This is a genomic window from Sulfurospirillum sp. SCADC, from assembly GCF_000743525.1.
GTDB lineage: Bacteria > Campylobacterota > Campylobacteria > Campylobacterales > Sulfurospirillaceae > Sulfurospirillum.
The window spans coordinates 124,211-147,157 of record NZ_JQGK01000005.1 but is presented as its reverse complement, the minus strand read 5'-3'; the positions used below and the strand labels follow the sequence as shown (position 1 = coordinate 147,157).

The window sequence follows — 22,947 nt, the reverse complement described above, 5'->3', positions numbered from 1 at the left end:
CCACTTTTAAAATACTTGGGTAAAATAATGAAAAAATTACCCATATTTATACAACATGGGTAATTTGCTACAAAAATGACGCATATCAAAGGGGTTTCATGGCTGATGAGTACATTCCCTCACTGCTTCCGCTCAGCATCGAGTTAGAGACAAAAGAAATTCTTAAAAAAGTCATCAGCGCCAATCGTGCCTTAGCCGAACTCAAAGGCGTGGCAAACTCCATCCCCCAATCAGCACATCTTGATCAATGCCCTCTCTTTGCAAGAAGCCAAAGACTCTTCGGAAATTGAAAATATCATCACCACGCACGATGAACTGTACCGTGCGAGTGTGAGCAGTGCCGCTATCTCCCAACAAGCCAAAGAGGTACAACGCTATCGTGAAGCACTTTATACGGGGTTTTCGTTAATTGAGGAGCATCGTTTATTGCTCAAAAAACATATCATCGAGATTCAAAAAGTGTTAGAGGGAAATGATGCAGGTATGCGTTCTCAAAGCGGAACGGTGCTTAAAAATGAACACAGCGGTGAAGTCGTTTTTATGCCACCGCAAAATCCACAAACCATTCATGCCTTGATGGATAATTTGGAGCAGTACATCAACACGCCCAAGCTCGATGATCTTGATGCGCTCATCAAAATGGCGATAGTGCATTATCAGTTTGAAGCGATTCACCCTTTTTACGATGGCAACGGCAGAACGGGGCGCATCGTCAACATCCTTTTCCTGATGCTCAGTGGACTTTTAGACATCCCCATTTTATACCTTAGCTCTTACATCATCAAAAACAAGTCGGAGTATTACCGTCTTTTAAGAGCCGTGAGTAGTGATGGCGCATGGCAAGAGTGGGTGATGTATATGCTTGAGGGCGTAGAGCAAACAGCACAAAAAAGCATCGTGCTCATAAACGCCATCAATACAACGATGCAAGAGAGCAAAGAGGTCATTTTAAAAACTTTGCCAAAACTCTACTCCAAAGAGTTGTTGGAGTAGAGTTTCAAACACCCCTACACCAAAATAAACTTTTTAGTCGAAGAGCTGGGCATCACACGCAAAACTGCCACAAACTACCTCAAAGCATTGGAAGAAGTAGGCATTTTAGTGAGTGAAAAAAAGGGAAGAGAAGTCTATTTTATCAATAAGCGTTTGTTTGAACTGCTTAAAAACAGCCATATTTGAGCATTAAAATCTTTACATGTAAAGATTTTGACTTAGAGCTTATTATTCATCAAAAGCGAATTGATCATCGGATGCAAGAGAGTTTCACCTCGCAGGGCGAAAAGCTGTACTTCGTTGAAGTAGTAGTCAGATTTGCCGTAAAGGCGAAACTCGTACGCTCCAAAGCCATATCCCATCGGGGTGATCTCGACGCGTGAGTACCATGCGTCTTTGGCTAAGACGTAGCGTTCGGTATCTTGCGCGTAGACCCACACGACGATCTTCTCTTTGTTTTTTTGACGCTCTAGCCACAAAAGGACATTGCCAACATCATTGAAAAAGTAGGTGTCGCCGTTGGGCAAAACCGCTTGGGCGGAGTTAAACAGATCGACGATGGGTACGCGGCTTTCGATGCAGATGTACTGATCTAAAACGATTTCCAAAGGCTCTTGTTGCGTATTGCCATGGCGTACCAACACACGACTTTCGCTGATGTCCATGGTGACAATCAGCAGGGCTAAAACGCCTAAAAGAAGCACCGTGGCAAAGGAGGATTTCATCATAGAAAAACCCCTGTCATCAGGTAGTAGCGCACCACGTAAATGCTACAGATGAGCGCGGTGATGATGAGGCACAGAGAAGAGTATTTGAGCAGATAGACGTACGATTTTTGCGTAATGCGCTCGATTAAAAACGGCACGATTCCAAAAAATATTCCCAAGAAGAGTGAACCCCAAATGAAGTAACCGATGTAATAATACTCCTTTTGAAGCATGCAGTACGGGCATTTGTGGTTAGGCATTTCGTAGATGTAAAGCCCGAAAAAGTAGGTAATGGCGTAGTAGGCGATGAACAAGAAAATGAGATTACATGTAAAGCTTGCCATCGTCTGTTTGAGCGTGTTGAAAAGCACAATCGCTCCCAAAAGCGTGTAAAAAAAGAGGACTAACAGCGTTTGGGTGTAGCCAAAAGGAAGCTTGGGCGCTTGAAACACAACGCTGCAACAAAAGACGGGAACCGTGAGCGGAATGTTGGAAAAGTAGAGGATCTCCAGTAGAAATTCACCCAAAACACCGACAAACAGCAGGGTAAAGAGAAGGTATTTGCGTTTCAAATAGGGAAAGGTAATGCACGCAAGGTCGAGTTTATTGACGATCATCCAGAGTCCAAATCCAAAAATGAGCAATAATTTTAAAAGCAGAAGCGCGTTGCCATAATGGTTCGCCCCCACAACGCCTGCGGAGCACATGGCACCAGGCACGATGCCCGCTAAGGAGTTCAGCGATTGGATAAAAAAGAGAAACAAAATCACTTTACATGTAAGCGTAAAATAGAGAATCGTATTGACCAGATAGTTCTTTTTCTCCAGCGCATACTGCAACGGCGTGGTCGCATCAAAATCCCAATGGCGCAGAATCGTGAGGATGTTTACCTGCGAAATCGCCATCAAGACGATGAGTATCAGCTCAATGAGTAAAAAAACGATGATCTCATTGGATAAAAAGATACTCATTCCAAAATCTCACCATCGCGCATGTGCACGCATCGATCAATGCACGAAAGATCATCAAACAGCGTGTCATGGGTAGCGATGACGACCGTTTGATGCAGTGTCTTAAATTTTTTCAAAATCTCAATAAAGATCAGCGAATTTTCTTTGTCCAAATTCGCCGTTGGTTCATCGGCTAAGATGATAGCAGGCTCCATTACGACAGCGCGTGCAATGGCACAACGTTGTCTCTCGCCACCGCTTAAACTACCGACTTTCTGGTCTTTTTTATGCTCAATGTTAGCAAGGTGCATCGCACGACTCACTGTTTCATGAATCGCCTCTTTGCTGAGTGTTGTCAACGCCAAGGGCGCTACGATGTTCTGATAAACGCTCAAACCTTCCAACAGATTGAACGACTGAAAGATGAAGCCTATCTCTTGATGACGAAAAGCGGAACTCATGATGTCAGGCAGTTTGGCAATGTTTTGATGGTTCACCAAAATCTCGCCCGAACTGGGTTTACTCAGTCCTCCGATGAGCGAAAGCAGCGTACTTTTGCCACTGCCACTCACCCCTTTTAAGATCACGACTTCGCCATCTTCGATGCTGAGATTGATATTTTTAAGCGCGTAAAAGGCGTTGGGTTTGTTAGGGTTATAAAGCTTGTTTAGGTTTTGAATGAGAATGTGACTCATGATTTTACCGCCTCGCTCATGTCGCTGATCGCGATTTTCCATGCAGGCAAAATGACAAATGCTAAGAACGGAATGACGCCAAAGAGGAAGATCAAAAAGAGAAGATTGATGTCAATCACAGGCGTGAGAGAGATGCTGTTTTCAAGCTCGCTTCCTAAGAAAATATTGCGAAGGTAAGGCGCGTTAAGCACAAACACGTACCCATACGCCAGCGCCACGCCTAAAAGATACGCACTTATGGAAACCACGCTGTTTTGAATGAATTTAAGCGCGATGATGTCTTTGATGCAAAAGCCAAGACTGCGCAAAATGGCGATCTCTTTTTTCTTTTCGCCGTACACCAACCCGATCTGATTTTTAAGCAGGATAAAAAATGAGACCAACGCAATCACATATAAAATCATAAAAATACCCCCTTTGTAGTAGTACAGATGGCGCACCGCACCGATGGCATCTTCTTGCGTCGTTGCTTTCGCACTGGGGTAAATCTCGACGATTTTAAGTGCTACATTGCCCACTTCATTGGGGTTTGGAACGCTTACATAAAGCTTGGAGTATTCATCCATCTCCATGCCGAGTACGGCGCGCGCCGTGTTGGGATTGAGAAAGATCGCATCATTGGAGAGAATGTTCGTCCCTTTGGGAGCGATTTTGTTGATTTTGACTTTGATGAGGCGCTCTTCGGTGAGGAAATGAAATTCCTCTTCGTAGTACAGCTCTGCCATCGCTTTTTGAACACCCTGCCCTATGAGCATCTCATCTTTGGCTAAGCTAGGATCGCCGATGATGTGAAACCACAGACGCTTTTGCGCGAAGTAATGGTACCCATCGACCACACCTTCAACACTGCTGACACCTGTCATTTGAGAAACATCGTACACATGCCCCTCGTGCATCGGATACGCCCTGCCCACTCTCGTGTTTTCAACGACGATAGAAGGCTGAGCGTTGATGCTTCGAATCAAATCGTATTGCAACGAGTCGGAGATAAAAAGTACCGCGCTTAAGATAAAGACGATAAACGAGAAGATCAGAAAGCTAAAAAGATGGTCATTTCGATCTTTAAAAAGCAGTAAAATCGCATACTCGACAAAATTTTTACGGAACATAGACAAACCTTTGGTACGCGTTCGTTGGAAAGCTCAAAGAGGGTTTGGCATCTTTTACATGTAAAGAGAGTGCGGTGAGCTCTTCGGCTTTTTTTTGACTCGGAAAACTAAACGCATGCACCACCAACATCAGATAAAGCATCGAAAATGAGGTGGCAAGCATGGTTAAAAATTTCATAGACTTTTGACCAACGCTTCGGTAATTTCATCAAAAGCGATCACCTTTTGACCGTTATGGTCGCGTGCAAAACTCTGCGCCTCTTCTTGGCTCGCAAACGGGATAAGTTCACTGCCCATTGGTCCATACACGTTTGAGCCAATGACGTAAAAGGCTTTGGTAGCTTCTAATTTTGCCAGCTTATAATAATCACTGACATAGAATTTATCGCCGCTTAGTTTTCTAGCATAGGCGTATTTCATCATGTCTTTCACACCATCAAAATAGAACTTCTTCTCGCCATCGTACAGCGCAACCCACTGCGGATATTTGGCAACAAACATACCACAGATGGGGCATTTTGCATCTTTGGGAACCTCTATTTTTGTGACAGGCGCTACGGGGTTAGATTTGGAAAAATCTTGAGGAAAATCCTCCGCCGCAACGGCATACGCTTCTGCAAAATTCATCACTTTGCCACCGTTGTCGGAGACAAACATCAACGCATCTTTTTCGTTGCCAAACGCGTAACTGCTTGTGCGCGTCATCGTCCCTCTCACCTTACTTCCCACGACATAAAACGCTTTGTTCACATCAATGAGCTCTAACGTGATCGTATCAACCACTTTGGCATCTTTGGGAATCACGCCCTGCGTTGCTTCGTAAAGGCAGTGAATGGAGCAGTACTGATGATTTTCATGCGTATGGCTTGTTTTGTAAAACTTCACCAAGTGCATCCCACAGTTGGGGCACGCATATTTGTCTTTGCCTGATTGTATCAGCGTCGCATTCGCTTCGGGTACGGTTTGAAACATTTGTGCATACGCATACGATGAAGTAAACACGAGACCTAAAATTAAAAATTCTCTTCGTTGCATTTTTTCCCTTTACATGTAAACTATTTATTATTTTCTAACACGCTTTTTAGTGCTTTGTAATCGTCTCTAAAAGCGTAACGTTCTCACAGCCTTCTTTGAGCCCTTTGTCACAACTGCTTTTGAAAAGCTCTTTGGCTTTGGTGTTATCCGCACTCACCCCTTTGCCCTCCGCGTATAAGATGCCAAGATTGTTGCAGCTTTTTTCAAACCCACTTTTGCACGCTTTGTCGTAGAATTGGCTCGATTTTGTGTAATCTTGTGCAACGCCTTTACCCACGGCATACAAAAGAGCTAGATTGTCACACCCCATCGCAAGATCACCATCGCACGCTTTTTGGTAGTATTCGCTCGCTTTTTTATAGTCTTGTGGCATCCCACGTCCTTGTGCCAACAAAAATCCTAAGTTATTACAGCCCATTAAGTCCTCATTTTTGCATGCTTTTTGATACAACTCTGCAGCCTTTGCGTAGTCTTGACTTACCCCTGCACCATTGGCATACAAAAGCCCTAGATTGGTACACCCTTCATCCTGTGCGCACGATTTTTCGTAAAACGCTTTTGCTTTGGCAAAATCTTGTTTTACCCCCATGCCTCCTGCATACAAAAGCCCCAAATTATGGCAGGCTGAGGCAAAATCTGCACTGCACGCTTTCTCATACAAGCTCACCGATTTCGCAAGATCTTTCGCCACATTTCCCGTGCCCTCTGCGTACAAAACGCCCAAGTTATAGCAGCCAGAGGCTTTGCCTTCGTTACACGCTTTGTCATACACTTCAACCAATTTTTGGTGATCACCACTCTCTTTGGCTTCCATGCCCTCTTTGATAAAACCAGCCTGCGCCATGACGGCACACGCTATTAAAATGAGAAGTTCTTTTTTCATTGTTTTTCCTTTACATGTAAATCTAAATTGTTTTAACATCTCGACCCTTGTACGCCAAGGCACACAGACCCAATACACATAATAATGTGTAATAGACAAAGCTAGGAACAGCAGGACTCTCCCCCGTTGCGGCGTAGGAGTGCATGCCTGTGAGGTAAAAATTGACCCCAAAATAGGTCATCATAATCGAGCTGTACCCCAAAAGGGAAGCAATCGAAAAGAGATACACTGAGTTCAATTTGGGAATAAACCGAAGATGCAAAATGAGCGCATAGACGATGATGGAGACAAACGACCAGGTCTCTTTAGGGTCCCAACCCCAGTAGCGTCCCCACGACTCATTCGCCCAGATGCCTCCAAAAAAGTTACCGATGGTGAGCATACAAAGCCCGATAATCAAACTAATCTCATTGATCGCGACCAGATGCCTGATCTGTTCATTCATCAGTGTTGCATTCTTTTTGTTTTTCAACATCATGAGCACCAACGTAATAAGGCCAAGCAAAGCGCCCATACCCAAAAAGCCGTAACTTGCTGTAATGACCGAAACATGGATGGTCAGCCAGTACGATTTTAACACAGGCACCAAATTGGTGATCTGAGGATTGACAAAACTCATATGTGCGACGAGCATCACAATCGCCGCTAAAATCGCCGCAGCAGCGAGGGAGAGAATGGACTTGCGAAAGACCATAATGCCCGCAAAACTTGCCGACCAACCGATATACACCATCGACTCGTACGAATCACTCCAAGGCGCATGCCCTGAAATGTACCACCGAAGAATCAACCCAAATGTATGGACGATAAAAGCTGCGATAAAAAGCGATAAAACGCCAGATTCAAGGCGTGGATAACGTTTACATGTAAAGATGGAAAAGACCGCCAGAGCGAATGCACCAAAGCCCAGCAAGAAGTAAAAACCAACGAGTTTTTGAAACAATCCCATGTGATTGTAAAGCACTTCAGCGCGGATGCGTGTCTCACTTGGCATGATCTCACTGCTTAGCATGCGTTGATTCTCTTTAAGTTCAGAGAGTGCTTTGTTAGCGTTTTCCCAGTGGTTGTTTGAAACACCCTCTTGAAGCGCTACAAAGTAGTCATTGAGTGTGCTTTTGACATCGCGACTCACCAAAGGATGGCTAAACGCATCATTAGGCGCGATCCACGTGTGCGCAGGATCATTGGGAATCGGAATAAATTTAAAAAAGACCCCTTTGAGCGTGAGGTACGCGATGTTGAGCTTTTCATCGAATTTAATCACATCGTTATCAAAGGTATCGCGTTTGGACCCAGCTTTTTGATTGGCGGCACTGACCTGTTTTGCCAATTTATAATACCCTTCGTCATCGAACATCGAGGCGAAACTGACATACTCGGTTTCAGGGGCTAAGTTCAGCACTTTTTTAATGCTCGCGTTGGAGAGTTTGATGATGGGAAGCTCCTGCCAAAGAGCAGCATTGGAGCTCATACCCAAGATCATCTGCTCAGGACTCAAACCAAATAAGGAACTCTTACCTGCTATTTTATGGACAATTTCAACCGCTTCGGTGCTAATGGGCTTGATGCGCCCCGCGTAATCTTGCACCAACAGAGCGCTAAATGTGCCATTGGCATGTTCATACGAGTTTTTACGAAACAGTTCCAGAGAGTCGATGGTGTCTGCTTTTAAAAGCAGGCTTGCACTTAAAAGCAGTGGCAAAAGAAGAGCTAAAGCGCTTTTTTGCAAAAAGGCGCGCAGTCTTAAAAACCTGCTTCCTTTGGTAAAAAAGTTGCCGATAAATCCGACACAGAGTAAAAAATACCCACAATAGGTTGGCCATTTGCCAGGGTCCTTGTTCACTTCCAATATCGTTCCTTTCTCGTCCGTATCGTAGGAGGATTGAAAGAACGTGTACCCTTTGTAGTGCAACGGGTGATTCATAAAAATGCGGTATGGCAAAGTGCTGCTTTCAGCCTTGTCAAGAACTTCGATCTCACTCGCATACGAAGAGGGACTCTTGGAACCTGGGTAACGCTCCAGTTGAAAATCAATCAATTTAAACGAAAATGGCAACTCAACCACTTTGGAACCCCATGAGAGGGCTATTTCGACATCATCAAAACGCAGCACGGTTGGAGGCTCAATCCAACCAGCGCCGCCTTCTATTTTCACTGTTTTTATTTTAGTATCATACGTTGCTTCCACCATCACGGAACTCAGCTCGCCTTTGGAGCCTGCATGGAAGCTTTTGTAGTTTACATGTAAAACTTTTCCATCGATCATTTCGCTGTACGAAAAGGCGTTATTGCCTAGTTGTGCTAGATTTAGAGGGTACTCAAAGAGCTCTTTTTCGGTTCGGATTTGAAAGTAAGGCTGAACGCTGAGCATCTCATGTTCATTCAACCCTTCACGGATATGAATCACACCCTCATACCCAAAATAACGCGTCAATGCCGCACCGATCAAAATCGCCACAAACGCTACATGAAGCACAAACGCACCAAACTTTTTCCACATTTTGTTTTTGTAGATAATGCCGATCAAAGAGAGGGTGAGCAGAAGCATCACCCCTTCGTACCATGCAGCATCATAGACCACGACTTTCGCACTCTGCGTGTCGTACGCACTCTCGATAAACGTCGCCACACCAGCACCCAAACCCAACACAAACAACATGAAGAGGATAAACGGATACGAAAAAAAGTGTTTTCCTAAAAGGGATATAATCTTCATGTTAAACCTTTAAAATCAAATGATATGTCTCACACGCCAAACGTTTGCCCTGCGTAAATAATGAACATACGAAGGCACAAAACACCTGTCACACTCGCCATTCCAGAGAGGTAAAAAGCCATCTTCGAATGCGCCACGTGTTTGCCCAATGCAAAGTTAAGCACCAACGGAAGCCCAAAACCAACCCCCATCACACCAAACCAAAAGAGGTTGGCATACACGCCACTTTGAAACGCAACGGTGGTGGTTTGTTGAAACTCGTTACCGACTAAAAGCGAGACAAACAACATCGCAATCAGCATCATCTCAACCGCCATAATTGGCCATTCGATGACATGCAAGGTTTTCATATCTGACGAATGGGCATCTTCTTTAAAGAACCACGTAGCCACCATACTAGCAGATGCCGTACCTGCTGAAAGACCTGAGACGACAAAAAGAGCGGGTAAAATCGCGGTATTTAAAATCGGAAAACGTACCAAAACAGAGATCAAAAAGCCCGTATACGCACAAATCACTACGGCAAATACAACGCTTAACACCTCAATCAAAGGGCGAAATTTTCGTAAAATTCCCATCACAAGCGCAAAATAGTCCAAGAGTTGGCTCTTTTTTGCCAACACCATCGAAATCTCTTTTTCAAACAGATAGAGACACATCACCAGTGTGAGTGGAATATAAATCGAAATCGCCATAACACCAATCGACATGACCGACGTAAAATTGTAGTTGATGAGAATCTTCCAAAAATAGAGTGGCTTTTCCAAATCCCCTACCAAAAAGACCATACCAAATGCAATCGTGACAAACGAAACCAATGAAGCCGCCTTTAAAAGGGGCGTATCCTCGTGTTGTTTTTTATAAAAACGTACCAACAACGCAACAATCAAAGCACCACCCGAAATGCCCGCAAGTAAGAGATACACCGCGATCGGCCAGCCCCACTCAACGCCATGTGAAAATCCGTAGGTAAAATTAATCGCACCATTCATATCACACCCCCACCTTGACAACTGGTATGTAGCGCAGACTTGGCTTCGTTCCAAAGGTTGGTTTCATGCGCACGGAATCTTTTACATGTAAGATCTGATTGATGTACGAAGCTTCATCGTTTAAGTCACCAAATACGAGCGCTTTGTATTTACACGCTTCCACACAGGCAGGCTCTTTGCCTTTGGCTAAATTTGTATTCAGACAAAAGTTACAGTTTTCAGCCGCTTTGGTTTTGTGGTTGATAAAACGCACATCGTACGGACAAGCGACAATGCAGTATTTACAGGCGATGCAGTCATCAGGATTCATGCTCACGATGCCCGTTTTAGCATCCCTATGACACGCTTTGCTAGGACACACCGCGACACACGGAGCCTCTTCGCACTGCTGACATGAAACGCGCACATACTTCTTCTCCATCGGTGTTTCTGGATCGGTTTTGTTTTCAACATAAAGCCTCACTTGACCCTCAGGCACGGCATTCACTTTTCGACACGCTACTTCACAATCGGTACACCCCACACATTTGTTTTGATCAAAAATCATCCCATAATGCGGTTTTTTCTCTGCTTTTTCTGCTTCCATGACAACACTGTAACCCGCAGTGCCCAAGCTCACAGATCCAAGACCTAAAACTTTTAGAAAAGCTCTTCTTTTCCCGTCATTTTCCATCTTCCCCTCCCATTCGTGTAGATGAATACACCAAACCTACAGTCTCTTTTTCTCAATACCACCGTGGGCTTGCTTTATTTCCTCATCGCTCAGTGGTTTTGCACTATTGGCAAGTTCCCCTGGCTTTAACACTTTGACCAACTCTACTTCAAAAACCACCGTTGAACCTGCTGGAATCTCCTGCATATCTGCATTGCCATACGCTAATTCATTGGGGATGACCAACTTGTATTTAGACCCCTCAGGCATCAGCATCAAGCCCTCTTGCAAACCATCAATAATATTAATCATCGAAAGATGGGCTGGCTCTTTGCGCACATACGTGTCATCAAATACGGTGCCATCGACCAAATACGCCTTATAGTTCATCATCACAATGCTCTCTTTTTTAGGCTTTTCTCCAGCACCCAAGGTGAGCACTTCGTATTGCAACCCTGACTTGGTTGTTTTAACATTTTTATTTTTGGCATTCGCTGCAATGTATTTTTTACCCGCAGCAATGTTTTGATCTAAGGCTTGTTTGAATTTTTCTTGACTCACTTTATTGAGCGTCTCGGCACGGTCATTCAGATACGTAACAATCTCCTCATCTTTGAGCTTTTGCTGTTTCTTCAAGGCATCAATAAAGCCATCAATTACCGCATTGACATCCGATTTTGCACCCATTTCAGACTGCTCAAAAAGTTGATTGGAGATATAGCTTCCTGTGGATACACCAATACTGTATGACTCTTTTTGTACTTGTGTTTTTAGCTCACCAGCAGACGCCCCAGAAACCAAACAAATAAATACAAATAATCCTGTTGTGAGTTGTTTACGCATCATCTTCATACCTTTACATGTAAAATGAAGTGAGCTATGAAATTCATAGCTCACTTTAACGTCGCACGACGTGTGCAACACCTATTTGAGGTTTTTGTTCACCACGCGTTGTGCTTCGTTGATATACTCAACTGCCGCATCAAGTCGTTGTTTGGTGTACTTAAATCCGTGCATACCCCATGAACCATCTTTTTCAAGAAGGTCTACGGTCTCTTGCGCTTTTTCGATTAATTCATAGACTCTGGTTTTATCCGATGGTGAAAGTTTTTTGACTTCCAACATGGCGTAAAGCCCTTGGATGCCCACTTTAACCTGTGTGAATTTCTCTTTCACCGGTGTTTGCCAGCCCATAACTTCATCGTACGCTTGTTTTTGATCTTTAAAGTGAAGGGTCTCTTTGAGCTCTGAGAGTACAGGACTGTGACATCCTTTTGCTTCGATTTGATCTTTATCAGCCCATGTGGTACGTGCACATGCCCACATCAAATCTACAAAGTTACGTCCCTCATCATTACGCTCAAAATGCCAATCTTTCGCATCCCGTGGACCCGTTGCGGCAGAGCCTGCAACCAAAGATTTACGTTTTGGATCGACATCAATTTTCCACATATGAGATCTGCGTTGTGTATCAAAACCACCTTGATCTTGGAACTGGATGGCATAGAAGTTTTCACAACTCATCATGAACGGCATATGGCACGTTGCACAACTGTTTTTGCTATGCGTATCCGATTTGGATTGGATATACGCTTGCTCTTTGTGACAATCTTTACACTCTTTTTTGAGTTTTGGTTTGCTATAAAGGGAGCTTAAATAACCTTGGTTCGGGTTATAGTTCATACCTTTAATATCTTTTTCGCCCGTGACAGGTCCTGTGACATCATGAGGATCATGGCAGGTTGAACAACGCATCCCTTTTTCATAGTGCGCTGTAAAGTAGCTTTGAGCACCCTCTGTTCCACATCCAGGTCCCATTGATTTGAATTTTGAGCTGAGTGCAAGGTCTGGCTTACCGACATTCGCTGGGTTTTTAGCCAAATCAGGACTGTAATCAAATCGTTGGTGACAACGTTCACAATTCGAGATGAGAAGACCCGAACCGCCCTCTAAGTGACCACCTGCGCCATGGCACTCTTCACAGGAGACGCCTTTAGAGATGGTATGTTTTTGAAGCTCTTTCGCATTACCGAGTGCGGCAAAAAGCTCGTTTTGGTTTTTAAAATCAAACTTCCAAGGGTGGCACACTTCACAGTATGAAGTCGATGCTTGGAAAGACATTGATTTTTTGTATTTGGCCGCATACGATGCTAAACCTCTGACATAACCACCATTGTCGCCATACTCTTCCAACGTTACAGGAAAATCAGGAACCCATTTTTTGATTTTCTTTGCCACTTCAGGAGTGAGGTTAAGCGCCCATGTTCTTTGCCATTGGTTGGCACCTGCGGTAATTTGACCGGTACCGTTTTTAAGCAGACCACCATCCACATGGTAGGTTCCACGAAGTAACCACGCATCGAAGAAACCTAATTTGGTTCTAACGTGACCTACGGTACAATAGATGACATCAGGGGTAATTCCTTTAGGCAGAATTGACGCTGTATCTTTCTCAAACACAGGATCGGTCAAGTTGTTGTTAAACTCTGGATGTTCGCCTGGGAACCTGATTGTGGTGGCGTGTCGTGACCTGCTCCAAGTCTCATATTGCGCAGGGTGACACTCACCGCATTTTTCGGGTCCAATGAATTTATTGGGGTATTGAAGCGTTGAACCACGTGCTACTCGGTACATCATAGAACTAATGCCCTCACCCTCACTGCGTTTAGAAGCTTTGGACATCGCTTTACCATGACCCTCCGCTACCCACTCATGCCCACGATCACCGACTGCCATTTTGCCCACCGTTTTTCCACCGTATTTGGTGAAGATGGGATGGTTTTTAAAGAGCCAGTCATACATAACCTGCTCTTCGACAATATAGTCTTGCAACGAGATAACGCCTCTGCTCTCCTTTGTCCCTTTAGGATTAGCAATGACATCTCTTGCTTCCTTAGTCATTTGCATCCCCTCCATTCCTTCGGCGTTTAGACCAATGGAAAAGAGATTGATGCACATGAATAAACCAAGTAACACTTTGTCCCAATTTTTCATGTTTCCTCCTTTGAAAAATTGAATCTCTCATCACCTTTACCTTTTCATAACCATGAAAAAATATCAATGAATTCAAGATCAACCAGCACGAATGCCTCATTGGAAATAGTATCAGTAAAAAAGGGGAGAAAAGGGGGAAGTATTAAATTTGTGTTAAATATAAAAACTAAAAGATAATTGTAAACATAACGCCGTCATCAACATTTTCAACGCGCAGTGTCGCACCGTTTTTTTCGATGATCATCTGACTCATGTAAAGCCCAAGCCCACTGCTCGACTCTTTGGTTGTAAAATACGGGTCAAAGATTTTTTCAATAATCGCATCATCAATGCGCCCTGCATTGTTTTGAAGCGTAATGATGGGAATATCGTTGTCTAAAAAAGCGGTAATCTGAATCGTTCGCTCCTTAATGTCCCGTGCCAAAAATGCCTCTTTGGCATTGTTCATGATGTTAATGAGCACTTGAACAATCTCGTTCGCATGCCCCAAGCGTGTAAAGTTGCTTTGAATGTCGATCTGCACAGCAATCGCGTACTTTTCCAACGAAGCACTGAGCAATTTTTGTGCCCTGTAGATGACCTCTTGCGCACTGAATTCTTTATTAGACGTATCAGGCACAAAAAAGTTTTTAAAATCATCGATGGTGCTTGACATAAATGAAAGCTGATCATTCGCTTCCTTGATCTTTTGCGTTAGCTTCTCTTTGGTGAGTTTGTCTCTGTCACTGTGCAATTCAAGATTGATCAAAATGGTTCCAACTTGTGCGAGCGGTTGGCGCCACTGGTGCGAGATATTGCCGATCATTTCGCCCATCGAAGCGAGGCGGTTTTGACTCATCATCAGCATGTTGGTTTTCTCTTTGAGACGTTGTTCATTGCGGTAAATTTTGTAGATAAACAAAATGAAGACAATAAACACGATAAACATGACCGATCCACCCACCACAAACTCATTAATGTGGTAAGTTAAGATGCTGTACACGGGGATTTTAAACGTTATCATAGCGATAATGTCGCCCACTTTACTTTGAAAATCGGGAATCGTATGGTACTGCTCGATCATGCGTTTGGGAGCACTGTTCATCGTATGGCACTCCAAACAAGAGGGGTGCGAATTGTGAATCGGCAGTCCTACAAAGAAGTAAGGTTGGTTATTTTCTTTAATAATTTGCGAATACTCTTGGTATTTTCCCTCTTTAAAATCATCTAAAATCTCATTTTCAAAGCTATTGCCCTCATGATTAGGATTCAAAGGGTTTGTCGCGATAAGTTTATAGTCATAATTGATGTTCTTTTTGGCACGTTGAATATTGTAAATTTCACGGGTAATGTACGAAGAGGAAAGCAATTTGGGATCAAAAAAATCTTCTGCCAACATTTTTTTAGCTTTAAGTTCCTCAATCAAAGGGCGCTGTACCACCGAAACATAATCACGAATCGCATTCATCGTGTCTAAGATAAAGATAGCCTCTTGCCTCGCATCTTTCATCGCCAGTTCGCGGTAAAAATTGAAAAAAAGCAGCGTAATGATGGCGTACAGTACGACAAACAGCGCTACGATGACTTTAAAGCTATATTTCACACACGTACCCCACGCCGTAAAGATTTTTAATAAAATTGTTATCGATTTTTTTGCGAAGCTCTTTGACGATGGATTTGAGCGCCTCTTTACTCGGCTGTTCAAACTCCCACATATAATCAAAAAGCTGCTCATACGTCACCGTTTGATGGAGGCGCTTTAGAAAATACTCCAAAAGCCTGCTCTCACTTTTGGAGAGATGCACAATTTCATCGTTATGATGAACCGTTTTTTTGCAAAAATCGTATTTACATGTAGGCGTTATTTGAAACATCGGCACATGCCCAATCAGCTCCAATGCCACATCTTCCAAGGCTTTAATCAGGGTGTTTTTATCGTAAGGTTTGACCAAATAACGCGTGATCTTAAGCTCCACAGCCCGCCAAAGGTATTCTTGTTCGGTGTGTGCGGAAAGAAGGATAATAGGAACTTTTTTATCAAATTCGCGGATTTTTTTCACCACGTCCAAACCATCAAGGTGTGGAATGGAGATGTCAAGCATGATGACATCGTACAAGTTACGTTCTGCCTCATCGAGTGCTTCAATGCCATCTTTGACACCAACCACTTTGCCAAAAAAAAGCTCTAACGATTCAACAATATTGCTCAAAATACAGGCTTCATCTTCCACACAGAGTACTTTTTTAGTGGAAAGAACATCTAAAAGATTGCATTCACTCATATTTTTTTAACCCTATTTGATTCAATTTAATGCTTCTGGGAGGATAGGATAACGCATCGAAGCTTATAAAATTATTTTTTAAGTAATTTATAAGCTTCGATGCAACACCAATATCACAATCACGTTTTATAATCTCTTTAGCATTACGACAAAGAAGTCCAAAATGGCAGCTGTAACCTTAACCTGTTTTCAAGAAGCATGCAAACAAAAACGCTACCACCTTGAGCGTCTCTCCTACCAAGCCCTATCCACACAACTTGAAAAATGCGAAACCTGTGAAAATGGTCTCTTTAAAACCAACCTCGTCGCAGCACGAACCCACCAAGTCATAGCACTCTACTGGGCACAAGTCCACAATCATTTTACAGGCAAAGCCGTCGGGAATTGAGGAAGGGTTTTCCCTCCTTCCCCTTCTATTTTTGCTACAATACACTCAATCACATAAAATTTTATGCCTTTAGCTTTACATGTAAAGATGAGAAGAAAAGCCAATGGAAATTATGATTAGCCTTTTGTTGATCGTTCTTATTTGGTTGTTGATGAGTGTTTATCTTATCGTGACGCTTTATGTTGTGATGAACGTTGTAAAGTTTGTGAAAGCACTTTTTACTACGATGCCAAGACGTGGGTATAAACAGAGATTTGTTTCTAAGCTTTCACTCAATATTCGTACATTTTTACCAAAGCCTCATTTTCTTGGAAGAACTTTGCTTGAGTTTCCTCTTCTTGGTGAACTTTTTTTGTATGGAAATAATGTCCCCGATGATAAGCTCGCAGGTAAAGACTTTCGAGAACCCCATATCCATTTTTTAAAAAAGAGCTTTGAACTTTTAGAGACACTCTCAACTAAGCCAATTGAAGATAAAAATATGTACAGGGCGTATTTGCAAGCCTACTCAGGGTTTGCATTTTTTTACTCACTTAAACAAGGGTACTACTACAACGGCTTTCATAATAGAAATGCCTTCTTTGAAGAGCCTTGGTATATAGAACAGAACCAAAAAGAACTTGAGTGGTACTTGAAGTTTGAAAAGCTATTTGATAATCCTCAAATACAAAAAATCTACGGGAAACAGCTAGCAAAAAGTAAAGTGCTTCTTTATTGTGCAATCTTGAATATAACGATGAAAACATATGTAAGAGTACGCAATCTTTTGGTGGGTGAGGATGCGAATAAAGCACCACTTTTTAGGGCATCAAAATTTCAAGAGCTTAAACAGCTCAATGCTGCTCAGGGAGAAAGAGGGGGAGTTTTATTTGAACTTAGCAATCAAGAGATTGAGACACTTTATAATTCATATATTAGGCATACTGGAATGTATAAACACATTGGAAAAAAAGTTTGTGGCTATGAAGTTTATGGAAACGTGTATGAGAGTCCAGACCATACTGGGAAAAAAATGCAGACAAATCGGGGGCAGATGATTATCAACGTTTTTTAAAAAAAATCAATAAAACAACTCAAACAGGAGAAAAATAATGAGTCAAACTATCGAAGAGATCATTTTAGAAAAAGAGCAAGAGTTGGGGCTAAACCAAGAACAATTAGAAACACAGCTTTATCGTTTTGCTTGATTTTTGTAACTAAAAAATAGTATCATTTCACATGAGTAAAAAAGATAAACTTTGGGCTAAATTTATGGAAGTTCCACCCAAAAAGAATTTAACATGGAATGAACTCTCCGCATTGATGTTAGCACTTGGCTTTGAAGTATTACAAGGTGATGGCTCAAGAGTGAAGTTTTACCATAAAGCTAAAGACACGATCATCAATCTTCATAAACCCCATCCTGACAATTTACTCAAAACGTATCTGGTAAAACAGATACAAGACAAACTTAAGGAGGCATTTGATGGCTAATGTATTGACCTATCAAAACTATACGGGCTCGGTAGAATACAGTCATGAAGACCGATGTTTCTTTGGTAAAATCGAATTTATTAATGACCTGATCACGTTTGAAGCGACAAGTGTTGATGAACTCGAAACCAATTTTCAAGAAGCTGTTGAGAGTTATTTACTTACATGTAAAGAGCTCGGCAAAGAGCCACAAAAACAATTTAATGGCGTGTTTAACATTCGCCCAGGCGTTGAACTTCACATGGCAGCCGCACGTAAAGCGATGGAAGTGGGAATGTCTTTGAACGCTTATATTAAAAGTCTTATCGCTAAAGATACCCATTTTTCCATCAATTAGTCATCGCGCACATACGATGACTAACCTTTCCAACCTCCAAAAAAATCTTTACATGTAAACCCTAATCCGCACCATTTTCTTGCTTCTCCACCCCGCTTCGGATGATGTCTGCACCGTATTTATCGCGTAGTTTGGTGAGCTTTTCGGACAAGCGTTTTGACTTTTCATCGGACTCTGCATACAAAAGCGAAAAGGTTTTGGTTTGCGTGGGGGTGATGAAGTTTGAAAGCGCAAGTCCTAGGTGAAGCACGCCATAATGCGGATGGGTGTCAAGCGATGCGATCATCTGCGCAACCCATTCGCGGTACATTCCTTCGCTAAATGAGCGATCAAGCGTTTGAGAACTTTTTGAAGAGATGCCATTTTCATAGCGCAAGTACAGATAATAGGTCGTTGGATGCAGATCAAGTTTGGCAATCGTGTAGGAGAGATGACGGGAAAGAATAATCGCACGGCGAAGCACCTCTTCTCGGTTATGAATCACATGAAAATTGCGCGAAATACCGATGGAACGGCGATCTCTCTTGGTCACGACAGGTTCGTTATCGGCTCCACTGATGCGTGCGATGAGATCTTTGCCGATGGTTCCCCACGTCAAGACCAGTTTACGATGCTCCAATACTTCGCCCAAGGTTGCGATGCCGTAACTCTCAAACTTCTTTTGAAGCACGCGCCCGATGCCCGGAAACGTGGCGATGGGCATAAGTGAGACAAACGAAGCGATCTCCTTTTGAGGAACCAAGGTCAATCCGTAGGGTTTTCTAAAATCCGTCGCCAATTTGGCGATCCACTTGGAACTCGACGCGCCAATGGAGATGGGCAGATCGAATTTTTCTAAAATCTCTTTTTGCAAGGACGCCATAAACGCATGCGTCTGCTCCTCTTTGACCCACCCCTTGAGATCGCCCCAAAACTCATCGATGCTGTACTGCTCCAAGATGGGAATCTTCGTCTCCAAAAAAGTGCGCAGTTTGGTGGAGAGGAGTTGGTAAAAGAGATGATCGCTAGGAATAATGAGCAGTTTGGGACACATTGCCAGCGCGTCATGAAGGGATGTGCCTGTTTTGATGCCGTATTTTTTCGCTTCATAACTTTTGGCGATCACAATGCCATGCACCCTGCCCCGCTCATCCAAGAACTCGCTTTTCCATGCGTTTTGATCAAACCCCTGAAATGCTTTTTTGTGCTGCATCAACCCGTTAAACCCTCCGACTGATTCGGTCATAACGCTTTCACTGTCTTGCGTGCTGAAGATTTTGGTATCGCCACTTTTGCACACCACGACGGGTTTTCCCTTTAGTTCTGGCGTTCTCGTGCGCTCAGCAGAGACAAAAAAACAGTCCAAATCCAGATGAATAATCACGCAAACCCTTTTTACATGTAAAGATACAAAGAGTATAGCGCCATTTTTTGCAAAGGTTTCAAACTATTTCACCTTGAAATATCACGGTTGTTGTTTTATTTACTTTAGGTTAATACCACGTTTAATCTATTCGCCTATACTTTCTTTACCAAGACATTACCTCCTTTTTGTGTATCACTCAATCACTTTAAAAGATGCACTCAGATTGCCCGGTCTGAGTGCAATTCTTTGCCCTTCCCCCTTTTTTTCAACACTTCAACCTTTGTAATCAAAAAAAGTCTTACTTTTAAGTAGAATACGATACTTTAAATCAACGAAACGGCACTTATGGAAGAATTTTTACTATCAAGCATGCGAGAGTATGGGTATATCATCCTTTTTTTCTGGAGTATTTTAGAGGGCGAAAGCGGGTTGGTGATGGCAGGACTTTTAAGCCACACAGGCGATATGAACCTCTTTTTAGCGATTTTTATCGCAGGATTGGGTGGTTTTGCGGGCGATCAGCTCTATTTTTACATCGGACGGTTTAACAAAAGTTATGTGCATCGCACGCTTAAACAGCAACGACGCAAATTTGCCTTAGCCCACTTGTTGCTGAAAAAACATGGCTGGCCCATCATTTTTGTGCAGCGTTACCTCTACGGACTGCGCACCATCATTCCCATCGCCATCGGACTTACAGGCTATAGCGCTCAAAAATACGCCTTCATTAACCTCATCGCGGCGTGGTGTTGGGCAGCGTTGATCATCCTTCCTGTGTGGTTTTTTGGTGATGTCATTTTGGGAGCCATTACGTGGGCGAAAACGCACTGGTACTTTGCGCTTCCGTTTGTTTTTATCGTCGTTGGAATACTTTTTTTCTACTTTAAAAACATCTCGCGCAAAACGCTTCGTGCTTAAACCACTTTTTTCAAAAAAGCACTTCCGCATTTTGGGCAGTTGCCATCCCACTCAAGCAGATGCGCGCTATGGCACTTGTGACAGGAAGATTTTTGCAACATTTTTGGAAAAATCATCGAAGGGTTATGCTTACGTCCTTTTGAGACAAAATGCTTTACATGTAACCATAACACTTTAATCGCTTGGAAAAAAAGTCGTTTGGGGTGAGGTTTTTCTTGGAGATGACGGCAATCAAGACAGACCATCCATTTTTTTTGTAATCGTGTGTGACGGGATATTCGAGCCAGAGAGATGTGTTCGGTTTCATAACTGCAAAGTGGGCATAAGAGATAGTATTTTGCTTCCATAAAGTCTCCTTCACAAGCCATCCCTGCTTCTTCTAAGAAGTGTAGCACAAAAAGGTTAAAGGATTTTAAAGAGGGCATTGGCTCAAGATGAGGCACCCAAATGGGTACCTCATCTTTACATGTAACGCTTAAAACGTGTAGCGAAGGTTCGCGTAGAGGTAGCGACCTGGCTCATTGATCAGCATCACGTCTCCGTCCGTTCCAGTTAATAAACTGAGGTCTTTATACGTATTGGAGGTCGCATAGGTTTTGTCGAAGAGATTGTCAACGCCAAGGGTAACATCAAAGTGTTTGGTCACGTTGTAGTTGTATTTGACATTTAAAATAGCATACCCTCCAAGGATTTGCTCTCCGTTGTCGCTATCGACGTTATCCCAACGTTTCGCCGCGACCACTTCCGTTTTTAAACGATGGTCTCCCTCATGATATGTGAGTGAAGTGACGGCACGAAGCGGTACAATGTCCGCTAAATCTTTATCGGTTTGTCCTGCAAGTGGCGTCTCTTTTTCGCCTTTCAGGTAGCTCATGCCATAACCGAGCGTCCATGCCCTTGCGATATCGTAAGAAGCATCCAGTGTCGCTCCGTAAATCGTCGCATCAACGTTAACGTATTTTTGCGCTGTAGCGTTATAATAGATATAATCTTTCAAGTCCGAATAGAAGATCTTGCCTTTTAGATCAAGGTTTTCGTAATGCACTCTAAATCCCAAGTCGGTTTCGTAATTGGTCGTTTGTTCTAAAATACCCGTTGATTTGGTCGCTCCGTAAAGCTCTTTACCATCAGGAACACGAGAAGCTTTACCGAAACCGATAAAATAGTCCACGTTATCGGTCGCTTTATAGGTCACAATCGTATTGGCGGAAAGTGCCTCATAATCGTTCTCGTAACGTGTTACCGTTGCTACGCCTTGACGATGGGCTTTTATATCCGTATCGTCGTAACGCACGCCTGCTTGAACGTTCACGCGATCGATTGTTTTGTCGTAATGGGCAAATAGTGCTTGATTGGTCGTATCGACATCGGGCATTCCCGTTCGCGTCACACCACTTTCCGCTCCGGTTGCAATGGTATAGGTATATTTCTTGCCATCCCAATTACGTTTACTCGTATCAACACCGTACGTGAGTTCTCCGCCACCTAAATCCATCACGTTTTTAAGCTTGGCACCTTTAACTTCTGTTTCAAGTTTATTGACCGTATAGCTGGTTGACGAACTTGTTTTACGGTATTTATTCGACATTGGGTGTTCTACTGTGGAATAAAATGCTTCTAAAGCAAGTTCTTTAGAGAACGTTCCCAAGTCGTAAAGACTGTAACCTAAGGTATAAATATCACTATCGTCGTAGTCTGCATCCATCATACGCGAAGGATAGAGCACGTTATCGCTACGATTGAGCGTGTAGCCTAAACGAAGTTCTTGATTTTCCACAGGTGTGATGAAAACTTTTCCCATAAATGTTTTTTTCTCATAGGCGCGTAAATCATCTGTTTTATACTGATAAGTTCCTGTCGTCGTTTTAGCGAGTTGGTCATAAAACGTATCACCGTTACCGTCTTTGTACTGGTCACTTCGTTCGGTTGACGCACTAAACAAAGCTCGAATATACTCATTTCCACCACCCGCACTAGCCGAAGCTTTACGATAACCGTAACTGCCGATTCCTAAATTAACATCGCCGTTTGGCTCTTTAGTCGGATTTTTGGTTTCAGCAACAACCAAACCGCTCAATGTTCCAAAATGCTCGACATCATAAGGTCCTTCAATGATTTTCACGCTTTCAATATTGTCTGCATTGATGTGCGTAATAGCAGGATCCATACGATTGGGGCATGCACCGTAAATCTTGGCATCATCCATTAAAACGTTGATATTATCTCTCTTTTGCCCGCGCAAAATAATATCATTGGCAATGCCACTGCCTCGAATCATCGTAATCGATGCACTGTTGCGCGAAAGTGCATCGGCAAGATCGGCTGATTTTAGCTCTTCCCCACTAATATTTTTGACCTCTTTTGAGAAGGTTTCACCTTCAACGGTAATGGCTTCTAAAACGCCTGTTTCTGCCATTAAAAACGTCGATACGACCAACGAAATGCCCAAAACTCTTTTCATACGACCTCCCATGATTTTACGAATCTTGGAGTATAAAA

The 22,947-nt window shown here is 43.0% G+C and carries 22 protein-coding genes and 1 pseudogene; 6 read left to right on the top strand and 17 right to left on the bottom strand.

The features are described 5' to 3' along the window. The first annotated feature begins 98 nt into the window (after positions 1-98). Positions 99-1,179 (top strand): annotated as a pseudogene (locus JU57_RS04930) (Fic family protein). 32 nt (positions 1,180-1,211) lie between these two features. On the opposite strand, the gene JU57_RS04925 reads toward JU57_RS04930, so the two are convergent. The 14 genes from JU57_RS04925 to JU57_RS04860 all read right to left on the bottom strand — a co-directional run bounded on the left by JU57_RS04925 (position 1,212) and on the right by JU57_RS04860 (position 15,987). Further along, positions 1,212-1,721, bottom strand: a complete 510-nt coding sequence (locus JU57_RS04925; RefSeq protein ID WP_037957689.1) for a hypothetical protein — start codon at positions 1,719-1,721, stop codon at positions 1,212-1,214. Next, positions 1,718-2,671 carry a hypothetical protein gene (locus tag JU57_RS04920; RefSeq protein WP_037957687.1) on the bottom strand — a complete coding sequence of 318 codons (954 nt, stop codon included), beginning with the start codon at positions 2,669-2,671 and terminating at the stop codon, positions 1,718-1,720. The genes JU57_RS04925 and JU57_RS04920 overlap by 4 nt, the downstream gene beginning before the upstream one ends. Then, the gene (locus JU57_RS04915) at positions 2,668-3,345 is read right to left on the bottom strand and encodes an ABC transporter ATP-binding protein (RefSeq protein WP_037957685.1); all 678 of its coding nucleotides are present in this window, start codon (positions 3,343-3,345) and stop codon (positions 2,668-2,670) included. The genes JU57_RS04920 and JU57_RS04915 overlap by 4 nt, the downstream gene beginning before the upstream one ends. Beyond that, positions 3,342-4,454, bottom strand: a complete 1,113-nt coding sequence (locus tag JU57_RS04910; protein ID WP_037957683.1) for an FtsX-like permease family protein — start codon at positions 4,452-4,454, stop codon at positions 3,342-3,344. The genes JU57_RS04915 and JU57_RS04910 overlap by 4 nt, the downstream gene beginning before the upstream one ends. Beyond that, positions 4,444-4,632, bottom strand: coding sequence for a hypothetical protein (locus tag JU57_RS04905; protein WP_037957680.1), 189 nt, complete (start codon positions 4,630-4,632; stop codon positions 4,444-4,446). The genes JU57_RS04910 and JU57_RS04905 overlap by 11 nt, the downstream gene beginning before the upstream one ends. After that, the gene (locus JU57_RS04900) at positions 4,629-5,489 is read right to left on the bottom strand and encodes a nitrous oxide reductase accessory protein NosL (protein ID WP_037957678.1); all 861 of its coding nucleotides are present in this window, start codon (positions 5,487-5,489) and stop codon (positions 4,629-4,631) included. The genes JU57_RS04905 and JU57_RS04900 overlap by 4 nt, the downstream gene beginning before the upstream one ends. 46 nt (positions 5,490-5,535) lie before the next feature. Beyond that, positions 5,536-6,372, bottom strand: a complete 837-nt coding sequence (locus JU57_RS04895; RefSeq protein ID WP_037957675.1) for a cysteine-rich Sel1 repeat protein — start codon at positions 6,370-6,372, stop codon at positions 5,536-5,538. Positions 6,373-6,394: 22 nt separating this feature from the next. After that, positions 6,395-9,088, bottom strand: coding sequence for a cytochrome c biogenesis protein CcsA (gene ccsA, locus JU57_RS04890; RefSeq protein WP_037957672.1), 2,694 nt, complete (start codon positions 9,086-9,088; stop codon positions 6,395-6,397). 29 nt (positions 9,089-9,117) lie between these two features. After that, positions 9,118-10,080 (bottom strand): NrfD/PsrC family molybdoenzyme membrane anchor subunit, encoded by a 963-nt coding sequence (nrfD, locus tag JU57_RS04885; protein ID WP_037957670.1) that lies wholly within the window; start codon positions 10,078-10,080, stop codon positions 9,118-9,120. A 1-nt stretch (position 10,081) separates the two neighbouring features. Continuing rightward, a complete protein-coding gene (locus JU57_RS04880) occupies positions 10,082-10,753 on the bottom strand; it encodes a 4Fe-4S dicluster domain-containing protein (RefSeq protein WP_037957668.1) in 672 nt (223 codons plus the stop codon). A 36-nt stretch (positions 10,754-10,789) separates the two neighbouring features. Next, entirely contained in the window at positions 10,790-11,578 is a 789-nt protein-coding gene (locus tag JU57_RS04875) for an FKBP-type peptidyl-prolyl cis-trans isomerase (protein ID WP_294875947.1), read from the bottom strand. A 78-nt stretch (positions 11,579-11,656) separates the two neighbouring features. Then, positions 11,657-13,726, bottom strand: a complete 2,070-nt coding sequence (locus tag JU57_RS04870) for a cytochrome c (protein WP_037957666.1) — start codon at positions 13,724-13,726, stop codon at positions 11,657-11,659. A gap of 166 nt (positions 13,727-13,892) precedes the next feature. Further along, positions 13,893-15,308 (bottom strand): DUF3365 domain-containing protein, encoded by a 1,416-nt coding sequence (locus tag JU57_RS04865; protein ID WP_037957663.1) that lies wholly within the window; start codon positions 15,306-15,308, stop codon positions 13,893-13,895. Continuing rightward, positions 15,298-15,987 (bottom strand): response regulator transcription factor, encoded by a 690-nt coding sequence (locus JU57_RS04860; RefSeq protein WP_037957660.1) that lies wholly within the window; start codon positions 15,985-15,987, stop codon positions 15,298-15,300. Before JU57_RS04860 ends, JU57_RS04865 begins: the two co-directional genes overlap by 11 nt. Positions 15,988-16,150: 163 nt before the next feature. On the opposite strand from JU57_RS04860, the gene JU57_RS04855 reads away from it, so the two are divergent. From JU57_RS04855 to JU57_RS04840, 4 genes are all read left to right on the top strand, one after another. Beyond that, on the top strand, positions 16,151-16,375 hold the full coding sequence (locus tag JU57_RS04855) for a hypothetical protein (protein ID WP_037957659.1): 225 nt from the start codon (positions 16,151-16,153) through the stop codon (positions 16,373-16,375). Between the two features lie 205 nt (positions 16,376-16,580). Continuing rightward, positions 16,581-17,429 carry a hypothetical protein gene (locus tag JU57_RS04850; protein ID WP_294875939.1) on the top strand — a complete coding sequence of 283 codons (849 nt, stop codon included), beginning with the start codon at positions 16,581-16,583 and terminating at the stop codon, positions 17,427-17,429. A gap of 164 nt (positions 17,430-17,593) precedes the next feature. Next, the gene (locus JU57_RS04845) at positions 17,594-17,848 is read left to right on the top strand and encodes a type II toxin-antitoxin system HicA family toxin (protein WP_037957657.1); all 255 of its coding nucleotides are present in this window, start codon (positions 17,594-17,596) and stop codon (positions 17,846-17,848) included. Then, positions 17,841-18,185 (top strand): type II toxin-antitoxin system HicB family antitoxin, encoded by a 345-nt coding sequence (locus JU57_RS04840; RefSeq protein ID WP_037957655.1) that lies wholly within the window; start codon positions 17,841-17,843, stop codon positions 18,183-18,185. Before JU57_RS04845 ends, JU57_RS04840 begins: the two co-directional genes overlap by 8 nt. 61 nt (positions 18,186-18,246) lie before the next feature. Here the strand turns inward: JU57_RS04840 and JU57_RS04835 are convergent, their stop codons facing one another. Continuing rightward, entirely contained in the window at positions 18,247-19,548 is a 1,302-nt protein-coding gene (locus JU57_RS04835) for a DNA polymerase IV (protein WP_037957653.1), read from the bottom strand. 327 nt (positions 19,549-19,875) lie between these two features. Between JU57_RS04835 and JU57_RS04830 the strand changes: the two genes are divergently transcribed. Further along, complete coding sequence (locus JU57_RS04830; RefSeq protein WP_037957652.1) at positions 19,876-20,448, top strand: DedA family protein; 573 nt, start codon at positions 19,876-19,878, stop codon at positions 20,446-20,448. Here the strand turns inward: JU57_RS04830 and JU57_RS04825 are convergent. Together JU57_RS04825 and JU57_RS04820 are read right to left on the bottom strand one after the other, a co-directional pair. Next, positions 20,445-20,795 carry a hypothetical protein gene (locus tag JU57_RS04825; RefSeq protein ID WP_037957650.1) on the bottom strand — a complete coding sequence of 117 codons (351 nt, stop codon included), beginning with the start codon at positions 20,793-20,795 and terminating at the stop codon, positions 20,445-20,447. The genes JU57_RS04830 and JU57_RS04825 overlap by 4 nt on opposite strands. A gap of 128 nt (positions 20,796-20,923) precedes the next feature. Further along, on the bottom strand, positions 20,924-22,909 hold the full coding sequence (locus JU57_RS04820; protein WP_037957648.1) for a TonB-dependent receptor: 1,986 nt from the start codon (positions 22,907-22,909) through the stop codon (positions 20,924-20,926). Positions 22,910-22,947: the final 38 nt, after the last annotated feature.